Origin of the sequence: Streptomyces afghaniensis, from assembly GCF_044327915.1 — a bacterium.
GTDB classification, from domain to species: Bacteria; Actinomycetota; Actinomycetes; order Streptomycetales; family Streptomycetaceae; genus Streptomyces; species Streptomyces afghaniensis.
This window is the reverse complement of record NZ_JBIRGJ010000004.1, coordinates 577331-593845: the sequence shown is the minus strand read 5'-3', so window position 1 is coordinate 593845 and position 16515 is coordinate 577331. Positions and strand designations below refer to the sequence as shown.

The window sequence follows — 16515 nt, the reverse complement described above, 5'->3', positions numbered from 1 at the left end:
CCCATGTGTTTGGCAGTGCCCGGCAAGGTCGTGGCCATCGACGACGGCGCGGATCCGCTCACCGGACTGATCGACTTCGGCGGAGTGCAGAAACAGGCGTGTCTGGAGTACGTGCCCGAGGTGCGGGTGGGCGAGTACGTCATCGTGCACGTCGGTTTCGCGCTCCAGCGCCTGGACGAGGAGTCGGCCCTGGCCTCGCTGAAGCTGTTCGAGGAACTGGGGCTGCTGGAGGAGGAGTTCGGCGACGCCTGGGAGCAGGCGGCGAAGGAGGCGGGAACGGCATGAAGTACATCGACGAGTTCAACGACCCGGATCTGGCCCGGCGGCTGCTGGACGAGATCCGGGCGACCGCGACCCGGCCGTGGGCCCTGATGGAGGTGTGCGGCGGGCAGACGCACTCGATCATCCGGCACGGCATCGACCAACTGCTTCCCGAGCAGGTCGAGTTGATCCACGGACCCGGCTGCCCCGTCTGCGTCACACCGCTGGAGGTCATCGACAAGGCGCTGGAGATCGCCTCACGGCCCGGGGTGATCTTCTGTTCCTTCGGCGACATGCTCCGGGTGCCGGGCACCGGCCGCGACCTGTTCCGGGTCAAGGGCGAGGGCGGCGACGTCCGCGTGGTCTACTCGCCGCTCGACGCCCTGGAGCTGGCCCGCCGCCACCCCGACCGGGAGGTGGTGTTCTTCGCGATCGGCTTCGAGACCACGGCCCCGGCCAACGCGATGGCCGTGCACCAGGCGCGCCGTCTGGGCCTGACCAACTTCAGCCTGCTGGTGTCGCATGTGCGGGTGCCCCCGGCCATCGAGGCGATCATGACGGCCCCGGCCTGCCGGGTGCAGGGCTTCCTGGCCGCCGGGCACGTGTGCAGCGTGATGGGCACGGCGGAGTACCCGGAGCTGGCCGAGCGGTTCGGCGTTCCGATGGTGGTGACGGGCTTCGAGCCGCTGGACATCCTGGAGGGCATCCGCCGTGCGGTCCGCCAGCTGGAGCGCGGTGAGCACCGGGTGGAGAACGCCTACCCGCGGGCCGTGCGCGAGGACGGCAACCCTGCCGCCGTGCGCATGATCGAGGAGGTGTTCGAGGTCACCGACCGCAACTGGCGCGGGATCGGGCGCATTCCGGCGAGCGGCTGGCGGCTGACCGACGCCTTCCGCGCGTACGACGCCGAGCACCGCTTCGACGTCACCGGGATCCGGACCGAGGAGCCCGCCGAGTGCCGCAGCGGCGAGGTGCTCCAGGGCCTGATCAAGCCCACCGAGTGCGCCGCCTTCGGCACGACCTGCACCCCGCGCACCCCGCTCGGCGCCACCATGGTCTCCAGCGAGGGCGCCTGCGCGGCCTACTACCTGTACCGCCGGATGAACGCCCCGACGCCGCAGGCGGGCCGGGCCACGCAGGAGGGGGTGGCTCCCGTTGCCTGAGCAACTCGCCGAAGTGGTCGACCCGGCCAACTGGACCTGCCCCGCCCCGCTGCGCGACCAGGGTGTCGTGGTGATGGGCCACGGCGGCGGCGGAGCCCTGTCGGCGGAGCTGATGGAGCAGGTCTTCACCCCCGCCTACGGCAACGCCACCCTCGCCGGTCTCGCCGACTCCGCCGTCCTCGAACTGGGCGGCGCGCGACTGGCCTTCTCCACCGACTCCTACGTGGTCCGGCCGCTGTTCTTCCCCGGCGGCTGCCTGGGCGAGCTCGCGGTCAACGGCACCGTCAACGACCTGGCGATGAGCGGTGCGCGGCCCGCGTACCTCTCCGCCGCGTTCGTCCTGGAAGAGGGCGTGCAGCTGACGGTCGTCGAGCGGATCGCACGCGCCATGGGGGCGGCGGCCGAGACGGCCGGGGTCACCATCGCCACGGGTGACACCAAGGTGGTGGAGTCCGGGCACGGCGACGGTGTGTACGTCACCACCGCCGGTGTCGGACTCGTCCCGGACGGGGTGGACATCCGGCCCCAGCGTGCGCGACCCGGGGACGCCGTGATCGTCAGCGGGCCGATCGGCCTGCACGGGGTGGCGATCATGAGCGTGCGGGAGGGGCTGGAGTTCGGGGTGGAGGTCGCCAGCGACACCGCGCCCCTCACGGATCTCGTGGCGGCGATGCTGGCCGTCACCTCCGACATCCATGTGCTGCGCGACCCCACCAGGGGCGGCCTGGCTGCGTCCCTCAACGAGATCGCCCGTGCCTCGGGGACCGGGGTCCGGCTTCAGGAGCGCGCTGTTCCGGTACCGGACGCGGTGGCGAACGCCTGCGGGTTCCTCGGGCTCGACCCCCTCTACGTCGCCAACGAGGGCCGGCTGGTCGCCTTCGTGCCCCCCTCGGCGGCGGACGAGGTCCTCGCGGCGATGCGCGACCACCCGCAGGGTGCCGGGGCCACGCTGATCGGCGAGTGCGTCGCCGATCATCCCGGCATGGTCGTGGCCGCCACCGGCCTCGGCGGCACGCGGGTGGTGGATCTGCCGCTCGGCGAGCAGTTGCCGCGCATCTGCTGATCCGGTCCGGACGCGAACGGGCCCCGCCGAACTTGTCGGCGGGGCCCGTTCGCGCTATGCCGGGGCCGGTGACGGCTCGATCCCGGCGATCTCCAGCTCCCGGCCGCTGCGCAGGTCGTTGGAGGGCTGGTCGCAGCGCGGGCACCAGAAGAACGGCGGCATGCCCACCGGGAACTCCTCGGCGCACGGACCGCACCAGGCCTGCGCGGGGACCTGCTCGACCACGAGCCGGGCCCCGGCGAGGGCGGTGCCGTCGCGGGCCACCTCGAAGGCGAAGTCCAGGGCGTCGGGGACGACGCCCGCCAGCTCGCCGACCCGGACGGTCACCGCCGAGACGGCTTCCGTCCCGTCCGCCCGGGCCAGCTCTCCGGCCCGCTCGATGATCGCGGTCGCGACCGACAGTTCGTGCACTGCCGGCTCACGGGTAGCGGTGACCGGCGCGGAACCCGCCAGCCATCCGCCAGAGCCGCATCTCCCGCCTCAGGCTGGGAATCTCCCAGCACAACAGTGCCAGGGCCACACCGCCCACCAGGGCGGCCTCGGCCTTCAGCACCCGCTGTCCGCTCATCCCGCCTCGCCTGCGCATGACGGGTCTGCGTGCTCGTCGGACCTTCATTGCGGCAACTCCCTGCTCTCTCATCACGGCTCTCATCCCGGCGAGATGTTCGGCATGGTCTCGGCGAGGGCGTCATGCCGCTTCCAGTGGATCCCCGTGGAGCGGCGCGCGTCCGCGGTGCCGTCCTCGTGGTGTCCCTTCTGCTCGTCGTACCGTCCCTTGTTGCCCTGGTGCATGCCGGCGACGTGTCCGGGCGTATCGGGCTTCGCCTGGGCACGACCCACTCTGATGCTGCCCATGGGTGCTCTCCTTCCTCGCCTCCGACCTGCGGAGTGCGTGTTCATGGCCGCTCGGTCAGCTCCTCGAAGAACCGCTCGACGGCCGGCCAGACCTGGCCTCCGCCGGACAGGCCGCGCCACTCCCGGCGCACGAGGGCGACCATCCGGTAGCAGTCGTCGACCGGCACGATCCAGTGGTGGTCGAGGCCGTGGACGGTGTTCACCAGCAGGGCCTCCACGTCGGGTTCCACGCCGGCGAGCTGCGGACACGTCCCGGCCAGCTCCTGCCAGGCCGCCGCGTCCACCTCCCACCGCATGGCCCCCGCCGGGCTCGGGCCCTGCGCCGTGACCGTGCCGTCCGTCCGGGGCACGAAGAAGACCAGGCCGACGGGTACGCCCAGCACGGCCGTGTCGAGGTGGGGCAGCCGGACCCGGCGCCGGGGCACGAGCCGGTAGTGCCCGTCGCCCGCCCCGGCACCGGCGAACAGCACCGAGCAGGGGCCGCAGACGCAGCGCACCTCCTCCTGCCCGGTGTCGTAGAGGTGGGCGTGCTCGTCGGCGACGGGCGCGGCGCACAGGTCGCACACCTCCGCCTCGGCCGCCGTCGGGCGGTCGGCCGAGGAGCGGATCAGGCGGGCCAGTGCCCCGTCGGTGGTCACCGTGCGCCTCGGTGCGTCAGTGTGGTCAGGGGCACGAACGCGGGAGCCGGTGTGCTCGGCAGGGGCTCCACCGCCGTCAGCTCGGGAGCGACGGCGAGCACCGCCTCCCGGACCGCGTCGGTGACGTCGGAGCCTCCACCGCCGCAGCCGGAGCCGCAGCCGCCGCCCGTCTTCAGACGCACCCGGCCGATCTCGCCTTCCACACCGGCCCACTCCACGTCCCCGCCCCGTTCCCGTACGGCGGGCCGCAGCCGCTCGACCGCGCGGGCCGCCCGGCGCTCGGGGGGCTCGGGGTGGATGTCGTGCAGCACCAGCAGGTGGCCCAGCAGCTCGTCTTCGGCCAGGCGTTCCGCCAGCTGCTCGTCCGCCCGGTCCAGGACGCGGGCCAGGGCCTCGCCGTAGATCTCGGTCAGCAGCCGGACCGCCTCCGTGGCCGCGCCGGGCAGGGGCTCGAGGTTTTCCAGCACCTCGTCGAGCCGGGCGAGCCGGGCCTCGACGTCCGGGTCGGCCAGCCTGGTGCCCACGGCCTCAGCCATGGTTCGCCCCGTACGTCGGCGAGTGCAGAGTGGTCAGGGTCTTGCCCTTGCCGACGTACATGTGCACACCGCACGGCAGGCAGGGGTCGAAGCTGCGGACCGTGCGCATGATGTCGACGCCCTTGAAGTCGTCCGGCCCGTTCTCCTCGAAGATGGGCTGGCCTTGTACGGCGTCCTCGTACGGGCCCGGGGTGCCGTACATGTCGCGGGGGCTGGCGTTCCACGGGGTGGGCGGGTACGGGTGGTAGTTGGCGATCTTCTTGTCCTTGATGACCAGGTGGTGGGAGAGGACACCGCGCACCGCCTCGTGGAAGCCGCAGCCGATCGCCTCGTCGGGCACCTCGTAGTTCTCGAACACCTTGGTCTCGCCCGCGCGCACCATCCCCATGGCCTCTTCGAGGAACTGCAGGGCCATGGCGGCGGCGTAGGCGACGAAGTACGGCCGGGCGCGGTCGCGTTCGATGGTGTTGCTCCACCGCGGGATGCGCCACTCCAGGGTGGTCTCCGGCAGGGACTCGCCCTTGGGCAGGGAGATGCGCACGCTGTGACCGGTGGACTTGACGTACGGGGTGTCGACCAGGCCGCTCAGCGCGGTCGTCCACAGGCGGGCCAGCGGGCCGCCGCCGGTGTCCAGGGCGAGGTGGTCGCCGGTGCGCTGGTCGTACCAGCGGGGGCTCATCACCCAGCTGTACTTGTCGTCGAAGTCGCGCTTCTGCGGCACCGGGACGGTGGTCTGGTTCCAGGGGTGGCGCATGTCGACGGGGTTGCCGAGCGGGTCGTGCGTGACGAAGGGATCCTCGTTCACCCAGTCCTCGTAGTACGAGCTGCCGAGCATGATCCGCAGGCCGAGGTTGATGTCGACGAGGTTGTTGGTGACCAGCTCACCGTCGACGACGATGCCCGGGGTGACGTACATCGCCTTGCCCCAGGTGTTCATCGACTCGTAGCGGTAGTCGACGACCTTGGGGTCCTGGAAGGCGCCCCAGCAGCCCAGCAGGGTGCGGCGGCGGCCGACCTCCTCGTAGCCGGGCAGTGCCTCGTAGAAGAAGTCGAAGACGTCGTCGTTCATGGCGACGGCCTTCTTCACGAAGTCGATGACCCGCATGAGCCGGCTGAGGTAGTCGGTGAAGGCGGTCGGTTGCGGCATCGTGCCGACGCCGCCCGGGTACAGCGTGGACGGGTGGACGTGCCGCCCCTCCATCAGGCAGAACATCTCGCGGGTGACCCGGCTGACCTTCAGGGCCTCCTTGTAGACCTCGCCCTCGAAGGGGTTGAAGGCCTTCATGATGTCGGCGATCGTGCGGTAGCCGTGGATGTCGCCGCGGGGCGCCTCGGTGCGTTCGGCGCGGGCCAGCACCCCGGGGTTGGTGGCCTTGACCATCGCCTCGCAGAAGTCCACGAAGACCAGGTTGTCCTGGAAGATCGTGTGGTCGAACATGTACTCGGCGGCCTCGCCGAGGTTGACGATGTGCTCGGCCAGCGGGGGCGGCTTGACGCCGTAGGCCATCTGCTGGGCGTAGTCGGAGCAGGTGGTGTGGTTGTCGCCGCAGATGCCGCAGATCCGGGACGTGATGAAGCCCGCGTCGCGCGGGTCCTTGCCCTTCATGAACACCGAGTAGCCGCGGAAGAGCGACGAGGTGCTGTGGCATTCCACGACTTCCCGGTTGGCGAAGTCGATCTTCGTGTAGATGCCCAGGTTCCCGATGATCCGGGTGATGGGATCCCAGGACATGTCCACGAGCTGGGGTGGTTTGCGCTCGGTGGGCCGGGCCTCGGTGGTGGTCATCTGCGGTACTGCCCCTCGCTGTCGGTGGTGTGGGGGTGGGTGGTGGAGGGCTTCTCGCCCGGCATCAGGGGCGCCAGCGCGGGTCGTAGCCGCTGGTCAGCTTGCGCTTGTTGTGGCGCCACCTGGGCTCGTGGTTGACCAGCTCGTTGGTCATGCCGCGCAGGCGGCGGATGACGGCTCCGTACGGCTTGATGGCCAGGGACGACAGGGTTCCGCCGGGGGGTTCGTCCATGAACGGCATGAACGCGTCGGGGAAGCCGGGCATCGTGCAGCCGATGCAGATGCCGCCGACGTTCGGGCAGCCGCCGAGGCCGGCCATCCAGCCGCGCTTGGGCACGTTGCAGTTGACGACCGGACCCCAGCAGCCCGTCTTGACCAGGCACTTGGGCGAGTTGTAGTCCTTGGCGAAGCTGGCCTGCTCGTAGTACGAGCCGCGGTCACAGCCCTCGTGGACCGTCTTCCCGAACAGCCACTGCGGGCGCAGCATGTGGTCCAGGGGCGGCGGGGGCGCGGAGCCGGCCGCGTGGTACAGGACCCAGACCAGGGTCTCCATGAAGTTCTCGGGCTGGATCGGGCAGCCGGGCACGTTGACGATCGGCAGGCCGCCCTGGGAGGTGAAGTCCCAGCCCAGGTAGTCGGCCAGGCCCATGCAGCCGGTCGGGTTGCCGGACATGGCGTGGATGCCGCCGAAGGTGGCGCAGGTGCCGGCGGCGACCACCGCCCAGGCCTTGGGGGCCAGTTGGTCGATCCACCAGTTGAGGGGCTGCGGCTCGCCGGTCTCCGGGTCGTTGCCGAAGGACGTCCAGTAGCCGTCGCCCTCGATGATGTTCTGGTTGGGGACCGAGCCCTCGATGACGAGGATGAACGGGGCGAGTTCGCCGCGTACGGCCGCCCGGTAGGGGGCGAGGAAGTCCTCGCCGCCCAGGCTCGGTGAGAGGACCTTGTTGACGAGGTTCACCTTGGGCAGGCCCGGGATCAGTCCGAGCACCAGGTCCTCGATGGAGGGCTGGTCGGCGGCGGTGAGGGAGACGGTGTCGCCGTCGCAGCTCATGCCCTCGGAGATCCAGAGGATGGTGATCTCGTCGAAGCCCTGCCGGTCCTCGGACCGGTCGGGTTCCTTGCTGACTTCGGTGGTGCTGCTGTGCGTTGTCATGTCACTCGGCCTCCGCTGCGGGGGTCTCGGAGTCGGTCGTGTGCCGCGAGGGGGCTGCGGCGGGAGCCGGTGCCGACGGCTCGTCCGGGGATCCGGCGGGCTCGAGCGGTTCGAGCTCGTCGGGCCGGAAGTAGTGGAAGCGGCCGTACCAGGTGTGCAGTTCGGACGCGGGGTCGTCGTCGAGGGTGACGGCCAGGTGGACGCTGCCGTCCACGTCGTGGAAGACGGCGGCGACCTCGGCGGTGCGACCGGCCAGGAACATGTCCTGGGCGTCGGCGCCGCGCCCCCGGGGGCGAAGCCGGACACGGCTGCCCCCGCCGATCGGAACGCCGTCGACGAGCACGGTGTCGGTGACCGGGCAGAGACCGTCGTCAGCACCCTCCTGCCACCAGGCGGGACGGTCGGTGGGGGCGGGGGGCGCGGCACCCGCGGGCGCCGGGGTCGCGGGCGCGGTCGGTGCCAGGGAGCGGACGGCGCCGTGCAGGCGTTCGAAGATCTCCTGCGGCATCGTGTCGACGCGGTCGAGGATCGCCGCCGCTCGCGGGTCGGTGGCCCGTGCCTCGCGCTTCTCCTCGTCGGTCAGCAGCATCGTGCGCAGCGTGAGGATCTCGTCGATCTCCGCGGCGTCGTGCAGGTCGCCCGGGCTCTCGGGGGCCACCTGGGGGTGGTCGGGCAGGATGATCGGTGCGGAGAGCAGGACGTGGCCGTCGGCGCCGCCGAGAACGGGGAAGGTGAACTCGTTCCGGCACGCGCGGGCGACTGTGCGCAGCTCCGTCGGCGGGTCGGTCAGCGAGACGAACTCCACGCCCTCCCCGCCGATGAGGGTGTGGGTGGCGATGAGGGCGCGGCGCAGCGCCTCGTCACGAGCGGTCCGCGGTGCCGGTGCGGGCCCGGTGTTCGTGGTGCGCACACGGAGCCGGCAGAGGTCGTCCGGGAGTCGCTCGGCGGTGACGGTGATGTCGGCCCGTACCTCGTCACGGTGCCGCACCACCCGCCCGGCGTCACCGGGCAGCGGCTCGACGTCCACGCCGGCCGGCGCCACCACGGGAACGGTGCGTCCGCCCTGAAGGAGCTCGTCGAGCGGGACCTCGACCTCGCGCTCACACGGCACGGCCTCGTCGAAGGTCAGCTGCGCCGTGCCGTCGGCGGTGCGCAGCGACTCGACGGCGTGATGACGGCCGTCCCGCGTCTCCTCCACCTGCTTGCGCTGCATCTGGAGGTGACGGATCCGCACCCGTACGGATGCGCTGCCGGGCCGCCGGATCCGCAGCAGGCACTCGGTCTGCTGGTACCAGGAGTCGGCGGAGCCGGAGACACCGGGGACCACGGGGCCGTCCGCCTCCACCCAGTCCCGCGGGAACAGGACCCCGAACTGCCATCGGACGCGGTTCTTGGCCGAGGACCGGCGGTAGGGGTAGAGGAGGTAGCCCTCGTAGAGGACGGCGTCGGCGACGGCGCTCACCTGCTCGAAGGCGTCCGGGGAACGGTCGGGGAGCGGATCCTCGCCGCCTCTCGTGGCAGCGCACGCCGTGCCGCCCTCGGCCAGTCCCTCCGCCATCGCGTCTCCTCGTCCGGGTGTGCACACGCAGTCAGGGGTGCACGCGCATCCCTTCCACCACGGTCACACCGCTCATCCACGGTCGCCTCCTACGGCGCAGTGTTATTGGGCCGTTCGGGGCTGTCCCGTGGTGTACGACGACGGCCCGTCCGCGATGAGCGCGACGGGCCGGTGTCGGGAGCAATGGGAGTCGAGGGCGTCACCTCCGCACGTGGGAGAGCCGACGTGCCACCAGGGGGATGATCACCGCGGCGGCCACCACATGCGACACGGCGAGGACGATCTGGGTGGACGTGGCCGTGTGCGGGGCGACGGCCGGGCCGGCGAGGGACAGTGCGGTGAGGACGACGGTGGTCACGGTGAACGTGCGGGCGGGCCGCTTCGCCCAGCGGGCGAGCACCACCGCCAGGACGATCCCGGCGACCGACCAGAACAGCACGCCGCCGGCGAAGCCGCCGACGGGGATCTCCGCGGCCTCCGCGGCGCCGGGACTGGCCGCCTCCATCGGGACGCCCGCAGCCCGGGCGACGAGCGCGAACGCCTCCGTGACGACGGCACCGGCGAGCGTCGCCAGGACGCCGACCAGCCATACGGGGCGCGTGGAAAGGAAGCCGGTGGTGTGCCGGGAGTCGGTGCGGGCCTGCGTCTGAGGGGTCGTCACGCTCATGTCGCCATCTCCTGCTCGGTGTTGGGCTCGGTTCGCCTTACGGAGATGTAGACCGGGCGACGCGCCGGAACTCATCGGTGGACCGAGGGACCGGCAGACCGTTCGGCCGAGCGGCGCAAGTCGCCTGCACGAACCGGCGAGTCCAGGGAAGGCGTCACCCCATGGACCAGCCGAAGACCCAGCACCCCCGCACGAACACCAGCCCCGGCGTCACGACCCTGGCCGACCCGCTCGTCAACAAGGGCACCGCCTTCAGCCGGCAGGAGCGCGCCGAGCTCGGCCTCGACGGGCTGCTGCCGCCCGCCGTGGAGACCCTGGACGAGCAGGTCGCCCGCGCCTACGAGGCGTTCCACGGCTACGACAAGCCCCTCAACCGGCACATCTACCTGCGCCAGCTCCAGGACACCAACGAGGTGCTCTTCTACCGTCTGGTCACCGAGTACCTGGAGGAGTTGCTGCCGGTCGTCTACACGCCGACGGTGGGTGAGGCCTGCCAGCGCTTCAGCGAGATCTACCGGCGGCCGCGCGGACTGTTCCTGACGTGGGAGGACCGGCACCGTTTCCGGGACATCCTGCGCAACCGCCCGCACCGCGACAAGGACGTGGACGTCATCGTCGTGACCGACGGTCAGCGCATCCTCGGCCTGGGCGACCAGGGCGTGGGCGGGATGGGCATCCCGATCGGCAAGCTCAGCCTCTACACGGCGATCGGCGGCATCCACCCCGCCCGCACCCTGCCGATCCTGCTGGACGTCGGCACCGACAACGAGGACCTGCTCGGCAACCCGCGCTACCTCGGCCGGCGCGCCCGCAGGCTGACCGGCGCCGACTACGACGAGATGATCGAGGCGTTCGTCTCGGCGGTGGAGGCGGAGCTGCCCGGCACGCTGCTCCAGTGGGAGGACTTCGCCACCGCCCACGCCCATCCCATCCTCTCGCGCTACCGGGACCGGCTGCTCACCTTCAACGACGACATCCAGGGCACGGCGGCCGTCACGCTCGGCGCCCTGTCCACCGCTGCGAACGTGTCCGGCACCGCGCTGTCCGAGCAGCGCCTGGTGATCCTGGGGGCGGGGTCGGCCGCCATCGGTGTCGCCGACATGATCCGGACGGCCATGATCGAGGAGGGCCTGTCCGAGGACGAGGCCACGGCACGGTTCTGGATCCTCGACGTCGACGGCCTGCTGGTGCGGTCGCGCACTGAACTGACGCCGCAGCAGCGGATGTTCGCGCGCGACGACGACGAGGTGACCGACTGGTCCGGCACCGGCCTCGCCGAGGTGGTGCGCCGTGTCGAGCCGACGGCGCTCATCGGGCTGTCGACGGCTCACGGCGCGTTCACCGAGGAGATCGTGCGGCAGATGGGCTCGACCTGCGAACGGCCGGTCATCTTCCCGCTCTCCAACCCCACCTCCCACTCCGAGGCCGAGCCGGCGGACCTCACCCGCTGGACCGACGGCCGGGCGCTGATCGCCACCGGCTCGCCCTTCCCTCCGCTCACGGTGGACGGGCACGAGGTGCCGGTGGCGCAGTCGAACAACGTGTACGTCTTCCCGGCCATGGGCCTCGCGGTGACGGCGAGCCGGGCCACGCGCGTCACCGACCGCATGATGGTGGCCGCCGCCCGGGCCGTCGCCGACTGCGCGGTACGGGCGGCGCACGGCAACAACGGTCCCGTACCGCTGCTGCCGCCCCTGAGCGGGATGCGCGAGTCCGCCCGCGAGATCGCCCTGGCCGCGGCTCTCGCCGCGGTCGAGGACGGGGTCGCTCCGCAGGCGACGGAGGAGGAATTGCGCAAGGCGGTCGCGCAGGCGCAGTGGACACCTCGTTACGAGGGCTGAGCGCCGGCACGTGCGCCGGCTCCGAGGGTCGTACTGTCTGAGGCAAGACGGTCGACCGCGGAGGCATCGGCAACATGGACCAGGGACAGCCCCTCACCGACGGCGCGCTGGACGCGGCCGCGGACGCGTTCGAGCGCCTGCGTCCACGGCTGTTCGGTATCGCCTACCGCGTTCTGGGCAGCGTGTCCGAGGCCGAGGACGTGGTGCAGGACGTGTGGCTGCGCTGGCAGGGTGCCGACCGGAGCGCCGTGCTGGATCACGGGGCGTTCCTCGCGAAGATCACCACACGGCTGGCGATCAACGTGGCCCAGTCGGCGCGGGTCCGTCGTGAGGCGTATGTGGGGCCCTGGCTGCCGGAGCCGGTGGACACGAGTGTGGATCCGCAGGTCGGCGCGGAGCGGGGAGAGGCGCTGGAGCTGGCCGTGCTGCTGGTCCTGGAGCGGCTGAACCCCGTGGAGCGGGCGGCCTATGTGTTGAGGGAGGCGTTCGACTACGCGTACGACGAGATCGCGGGCATGCTCCAGCTGAGCCAGGCCAACACACGGCAGATCGTCAGCCGGGCCCGCAAGCGGCTGTCCGCAGAGCGCCGTGAACCGGTCGACTCGGCACAGCACCGGCGCCTGCTCGAAGCCTTCGTCGCCGCCGCGCGGCAGGGTGACGTGGCGGCGCTGGAGAACGTGCTGTCGGCCGACGTCGTCGCCTACGCGGACGGCAACGGCATGCGCGGCGTGGCACGGCTGGAGATCGTGGGGCCCGAGCGGGTGGCCAGGGTCACCGCCTTCGCCCGCAAGTTCTTCCCCGGGGCCGAGTACGGCATCGTCGAGGCCAACGGACGGCCCAGCCTGCTGCTCGCCCGGGACGGGGCCGCCGTCGCCCTGGTGAGCGCCACCGTGGGGCCTGACGGCATCGACGGGCTGTACTGGGTCCTGACGCCGGACAAGCTGAGGGCGTACGAGCGGTCGGCGCGCAGGCTCACCGACCGCCCATAGGGCCTGTCCGACGACGGACGTCGTCAGTTCTGCGTGACCCACTCCTCGTAGCGGGTGGACGCGAGGTGTGCCGTGCCGTCGCCGGTGAGCACGTCGGGCATGCCCGCGAACAGGCCGGCGGTCTCGTCGGTGACGACGGTGCGGCCGTCCGGCCTCGCCGCCAGGGTGAGCTCACCGAGCCGGTCGAGCCGGTGCACTTCGGGTCCCGCGACGTTCCGGATGCCGTTCGACGGTTCGCCCTGGGCCGCCTCGGCGACGGCCGCCGCGACATCGGCCGAGGCGATCGGGCGCAGTCGCGTGGACGGCAGCCGCACCTGCGTGCCCTCGGTGGACATGTTCATCACCGGGGCGACGAACTCGAAGAACTGGGTGGCGCGCACGATGCTGTAGGGCACACCGCTGCCGCGCACGGCGTTCTCCTGGGCGACCTTGGCCTCGTAGTAGCCGTAGCCGGGCACCTGGTCGACGCCGACGATGGAGAGGCCGACGTGGTGGCGGACGCCGGCCTCCCTCTCGGCGGCGAACAGGTTCCGTGCCGAGCGGGTGAAGAAGTCCAGCGCAGGCTCGGTGTCGAAGGACGGCGAGTTCGACACGTCCACGACCACGTCCGCGCCCTTGAGGGCTTCGTCCAGTCCCTCGCCGGTGAGGGTGTCGACACCCGTGGAGGGAGCGGCGGCCACGGCCTCGTGCCCCTGGTCGCGCAGCAGCGCGACCACCTGCGAGCCGATGAGTCCGGTTCCGCCGACGACCACGATCTTCATCACTGTCTCCGTTTCGCTGAGGGGTTGACTCACCAGAGAGACAGGGCAGGGACCGGGTCTGTGACAGCCGGCCCGCCGGTCAGACCGTCGAGAGGTCGATCGCCCGGTCGACGTCCTGCGGCCGGAGGACGCGCAGGATGCCTTCCAGCAGGTAGTAGTCGGCGTAAGGGAGGGAGATCTCGATGCCGTCCTCGGCCGGGCGGTTGCGGGTGCAGCGGGCCACCACGGCTTCCGCGCGGGCCGAGTTCCTCGTCAGGCACGTCTGCGCCAGTGCGGTGAGCAGCCGGAGCGCCACCTCACGGTAGGCCTGCCTGCCGGTGGCGGCGGACAGGTCGAGGAGCCCGCAGGCGGTGATCGCTCCGGCCGACGCGTCCTTGATGTCGTGGGGCTGCTGCGGCGCGCGGTAGTCCCACACCGGGACGTGGTCCGGGGTGAGGGCTCCGACCGCGTAGTCCGCGAGTGCGCGGGCGGTGGTCAGGAAGTCCCGGTTCCCGGTCCTTCGGTACATGGTGGTGAAGCCGTACAGCCCCCACGCCTGCCCGCGCGACCAGCAGGACGTGGGGCTGTATCCCTGCACGGTGTTCGGTCCGACGGGGGCGCCGCTGTCCGGGTCGAAGTCGTAGACGTGCGGCGTCGATCCGTCCGGGCGGGGGAAGACCCGCCGGGTGGTCTTCGCGTGCTCCACGGCGATGTCCAGGTATGTGTCGTCCCCCGTCTGCCGGCTCGCGAACGCCAGCAGGTCGAGGTTCATCATCGTGTCGATGATGACGCGGCCGGCGTTCTTCGGTTCGTTCAGCGCGCCCCACGCCCTGATGAAGCGCCCGCGCGGGTTGTACCGCTGGATGAGCGAGTCGGCCGCCCGCACGGCGCCCGCCCGCCAGGCTTCGTCGCCGGTCAGCCGCCAGGCGGTGACCCAGGACGGGTAGAAGAGGAAGCCGAGGTCGTGCGTGCCGGTGTCGTACTGGCGCGGCGCCAGCTTCCGCGCCGAGTCCAATGCCTGCGTGCGGAAGGCCTCGTCCTTGCTGTGGAGCCAGGCCATCCACAGCGTGCCCGGCCAGAATCCGCCGACCCAGTCGCCGTTCTGCGAGTAGACCCACTTCTCGAACTTCGTGCCGACGGGGAAGGCGGTCACGTCCGGTGCGACGGCGGCGACCTTCTCGACGGCGTAGTCGGCCGCCGCGCGGAGCGTGCGCAGGGTGGCCGCCGGTGTCCGGCCGGCGATCGTGTCCGCGGCCGCGGCAGCTGCCGGGGAAGCGCATAACGCCGTGGCTCCGGCCGCTGCGGCCAGCGCGGTACGCCGGGAAACACTCATGCTGATCCCTCCAACTCGGTATGCACGCACGGTGAACAGGCTCAGCGGTGGCAGGTGGTGACACCCGCACGCCAGGGACAGGCGATCCCGGCGAAGCCGCCGTTCGCGACCACGTCCACGCCGAACGTGTCGCCGCCGCGCAGTACCTGCCGGTTCCTGACGAGCCCGTCTGCACCGTCCTGGACCGTCTCGACCAGCCACCGTCCCGCCCCGATGGTCAGCGGCACCTCGGCCCTGCGGGCGGGCCCGGCGTACACCCCGCCCAGGAACCAGCGGTCGCCGCTGCGGCGGGCGAGCACGGCTTCCCGGCCTGGCCGGCCGGCGAGCAGCCGGGTGTCGTCCCATGCGGCGGGGACCTGGTCGAAGTAGTCCCGGGCGAGCGGCCGGGCGTCGTACGACTCGGGGGTGCCCGCGAACATCTGCAGGCCCGACTCGTAGGCGACGGTTAGCCCGACCTCTGCTGCATCGGAGTTGGGCCGCATACCGACGCGCTGGAAGGCGCCGGGGGTGAAGTCCATGGAGCCGATGACGTTGCGGGTGAACGGCAGGGTGGTGAGGTGGGCGGCGGTGTTGGTCCGCTTCTCCTCTCCGGCGACGCCCTCCAGGGTCATGACGTGGGGCCAGGTGCGCTGCATGCCCTTGGGGACGGTCGAGCCGTGGAAGTTCACCATGAGGTGGTGGGCGGCCGTCTCCCGGAGGATGGCGTCGTACCACCGGAGCGTGGCCTGCGCCTCGGAGTCCATGAAGTCGATCTTGACTCCCTTGACGCCCCACCGTTCCAGGGTGGGCAGCCACTGTGCGCGTTCCTCGGGCGTGTCGAGGTCGCGGTGGTGGATCCAGACGATGATCCCGACGCCCTTGGCTCGGGCGTGGTCGACGAGTTCCGGCATCCAGCTGTTGCTCTGCCAGTCCGGGTCGGTGACGTCCCACTCGTCGGCCTTGAAGTACCAGCCCGCGTCGACGGCCTCGTAGGGCCAGTTCCGTTCGGCGGCGTAGTCGACGTAGGCCTTCTGGGCGGCGAGGCTCTGCCCGGCCGGGCGGCCGCCCGCGAGCCAGGTCCACAGCACGGTCCCGGGCCTGATCCAGGACGGGTCGGCGACCTTGGAGGCGGGAGCGAGGTCGTCGGTGAAGGTCGAGCGGGTGACGGTGGCCAGGTTGCCGGTGACCATGGCGCGCCAGGGGGTGGTCAGCGGACCGTCGGTCTTCACCCGGTCGTCGGCCAGTTGGACGCGGTAGGTGCCGGTGCCCTTGTCGTGGGCGAGCCGGGCTCCGGAGTAGGCGCCGGTGAGGTCGGACTCGGCGAGCAGGGTGTATCCGCCGTCGGTCGCGAACAGCGCCTGGGGCGAGTACGCGCCGGTGGGTGCCGTGGCGGCGGTGTACTCGGTGAACTGGCCCTCGTTGTCGGGCCGGTAGGTGCCCAGCCAGGCGCCTGCGTCCGGGGGCAGGGTGAAGGCGGAGGTCTCGCCGAGTACGTCGCCGTGTCCGGCGGGCAGGACGTACCGGTAGGCGACGCCGTCGGCGGCGGCGCGGACCAGCAGGTCGAGCCGGGCGCCGGCGGGGGTGGCGAAGGACAGGCGGGTCTCGTTCATGCGGACGCGGCGGTCGAGCCGCTTGCCCGACTTGGTGCGGTAGCGCTCCTCGACCGTCCGCTTCTTGCCGTGCAGGAAGCGCAGGTCCTTGGAGAAGTCGGCCCGTTCGGTGACGAGGCCGACGGGCGACGGCTCGATGACCGTACGGCCGCCACGGGTCACCGACAGGCTCAGTGTGCCGGTGCTGTCGTCCAGGGCGATCCGTGCGCGGGGTGCGTCCGCGGCGACGGTGACCGTCCAGGCGTGCTCCCGCTGCTCGGCCCCGGCGGGAGCGGTCGTGAGGAGTGTGGCCGCCAGTCCGGTGCACAGCGCGGCGACCATGGTTCTGATCGGAACAGCCATG

General features: G+C 71.6%; 17 protein-coding genes. 5 read left to right on the top strand and 12 right to left on the bottom strand.

What is annotated here, in order from left to right; genetic code table 11:
• Positions 1 to 3 precede the first annotated feature (3 nt).
• Genes ACH4G3_RS17200 through hypE form a run of 3 tightly spaced genes read left to right on the top strand, consistent with a single transcriptional unit; the run spans position 4 to position 2487 of the window.
• The gene (locus tag ACH4G3_RS17200; RefSeq protein ID WP_356928148.1) at positions 4 to 285 is read left to right on the top strand and encodes a HypC/HybG/HupF family hydrogenase formation chaperone; all 282 of its coding nucleotides are present in this window, start codon (positions 4 to 6) and stop codon (positions 283 to 285) included.
• Positions 282 to 1424, top strand: coding sequence for a hydrogenase formation protein HypD (gene hypD / locus ACH4G3_RS17195; RefSeq protein WP_397625246.1), 1143 nt, complete (start codon positions 282 to 284; stop codon positions 1422 to 1424). Before ACH4G3_RS17200 ends, hypD begins: the two co-directional genes overlap by 4 nt.
• Positions 1417 to 2487, top strand: coding sequence for a hydrogenase expression/formation protein HypE (gene hypE, locus ACH4G3_RS17190; RefSeq protein WP_397625245.1), 1071 nt, complete (start codon positions 1417 to 1419; stop codon positions 2485 to 2487). The genes hypD and hypE overlap by 8 nt, the downstream gene beginning before the upstream one ends.
• 54 nt (positions 2488 to 2541) lie before the next feature.
• Here hypE and hypA read toward each other — a convergent pair whose 3' ends face one another.
• The 9 genes from hypA to ACH4G3_RS17145 all read right to left on the bottom strand — a co-directional run bounded on the left by hypA (position 2542) and on the right by ACH4G3_RS17145 (position 9680).
• Positions 2542 to 2898: a hydrogenase maturation nickel metallochaperone HypA gene (gene hypA, locus ACH4G3_RS17185; RefSeq protein ID WP_397625244.1), complete on the bottom strand. Its 357-nt coding sequence runs from the start codon at positions 2896 to 2898 to the stop codon at positions 2542 to 2544.
• Between the two features lie 7 nt (positions 2899 to 2905).
• Positions 2906 to 3055, bottom strand: a complete 150-nt coding sequence (locus tag ACH4G3_RS17180; RefSeq protein ID WP_397625243.1) for a hypothetical protein — start codon at positions 3053 to 3055, stop codon at positions 2906 to 2908.
• An 80-nt stretch (positions 3056 to 3135) separates the two neighbouring features.
• Positions 3136 to 3342, bottom strand: coding sequence for a hypothetical protein (locus tag ACH4G3_RS17175; protein ID WP_279545055.1), 207 nt, complete (start codon positions 3340 to 3342; stop codon positions 3136 to 3138).
• 41 nt (positions 3343 to 3383) lie between these two features.
• A complete protein-coding gene (locus ACH4G3_RS17170; RefSeq protein WP_397625242.1) occupies positions 3384 to 3980 on the bottom strand; it encodes a DUF5947 family protein in 597 nt (198 codons plus the stop codon).
• Positions 3977 to 4516 carry a NifU family protein gene (locus tag ACH4G3_RS17165; protein ID WP_397625241.1) on the bottom strand — a complete coding sequence of 180 codons (540 nt, stop codon included), beginning with the start codon at positions 4514 to 4516 and terminating at the stop codon, positions 3977 to 3979. The genes ACH4G3_RS17170 and ACH4G3_RS17165 overlap by 4 nt, the downstream gene beginning before the upstream one ends.
• Positions 4509 to 6302 carry a nickel-dependent hydrogenase large subunit gene (locus ACH4G3_RS17160; RefSeq protein WP_397625240.1) on the bottom strand — a complete coding sequence of 598 codons (1794 nt, stop codon included), beginning with the start codon at positions 6300 to 6302 and terminating at the stop codon, positions 4509 to 4511. Before ACH4G3_RS17160 ends, ACH4G3_RS17165 begins: the two co-directional genes overlap by 8 nt.
• A gap of 64 nt (positions 6303 to 6366) precedes the next feature.
• Positions 6367 to 7455: an NADH-quinone oxidoreductase subunit B family protein gene (locus ACH4G3_RS17155; RefSeq protein ID WP_397625239.1), complete on the bottom strand. Its 1089-nt coding sequence runs from the start codon at positions 7453 to 7455 to the stop codon at positions 6367 to 6369.
• Position 7456: 1 nt separating this feature from the next.
• A complete protein-coding gene (locus tag ACH4G3_RS17150) occupies positions 7457 to 9013 on the bottom strand; it encodes a hypothetical protein (protein ID WP_397625238.1) in 1557 nt (518 codons plus the stop codon).
• Between the two features lie 199 nt (positions 9014 to 9212).
• A complete protein-coding gene (locus tag ACH4G3_RS17145) occupies positions 9213 to 9680 on the bottom strand; it encodes a DUF6069 family protein (RefSeq protein WP_397625237.1) in 468 nt (155 codons plus the stop codon).
• A 161-nt stretch (positions 9681 to 9841) separates the two neighbouring features.
• Between ACH4G3_RS17145 and ACH4G3_RS17140 the strand changes: the two genes are divergently transcribed.
• Entirely contained in the window at positions 9842 to 11521 is a 1680-nt protein-coding gene (locus tag ACH4G3_RS17140; RefSeq protein ID WP_397625236.1) for an NAD-dependent malic enzyme, read from the top strand.
• 74 nt (positions 11522 to 11595) lie between these two features.
• Positions 11596 to 12510: an RNA polymerase sigma factor SigJ gene (gene sigJ, locus ACH4G3_RS17135; protein WP_397625235.1), complete on the top strand. Its 915-nt coding sequence runs from the start codon at positions 11596 to 11598 to the stop codon at positions 12508 to 12510.
• Positions 12511 to 12533: 23 nt separating this feature from the next.
• Here sigJ and ACH4G3_RS17130 read toward each other — a convergent pair whose 3' ends face one another.
• The 3 genes from ACH4G3_RS17130 to ACH4G3_RS17120 form a co-directional block, all read right to left on the bottom strand.
• On the bottom strand, positions 12534 to 13271 hold the full coding sequence (locus ACH4G3_RS17130) for an SDR family oxidoreductase (RefSeq protein WP_397625234.1): 738 nt from the start codon (positions 13269 to 13271) through the stop codon (positions 12534 to 12536).
• A gap of 79 nt (positions 13272 to 13350) precedes the next feature.
• Complete coding sequence (locus ACH4G3_RS17125) at positions 13351 to 14583, bottom strand: glycoside hydrolase family 88 protein (protein ID WP_397625233.1); 1233 nt, start codon at positions 14581 to 14583, stop codon at positions 13351 to 13353.
• A gap of 41 nt (positions 14584 to 14624) precedes the next feature.
• Positions 14625 to 16514 carry a glycoside hydrolase family 97 protein gene (locus ACH4G3_RS17120; protein WP_397625232.1) on the bottom strand — a complete coding sequence of 630 codons (1890 nt, stop codon included), beginning with the start codon at positions 16512 to 16514 and terminating at the stop codon, positions 14625 to 14627.
• Position 16515: the final 1 nt, after the last annotated feature.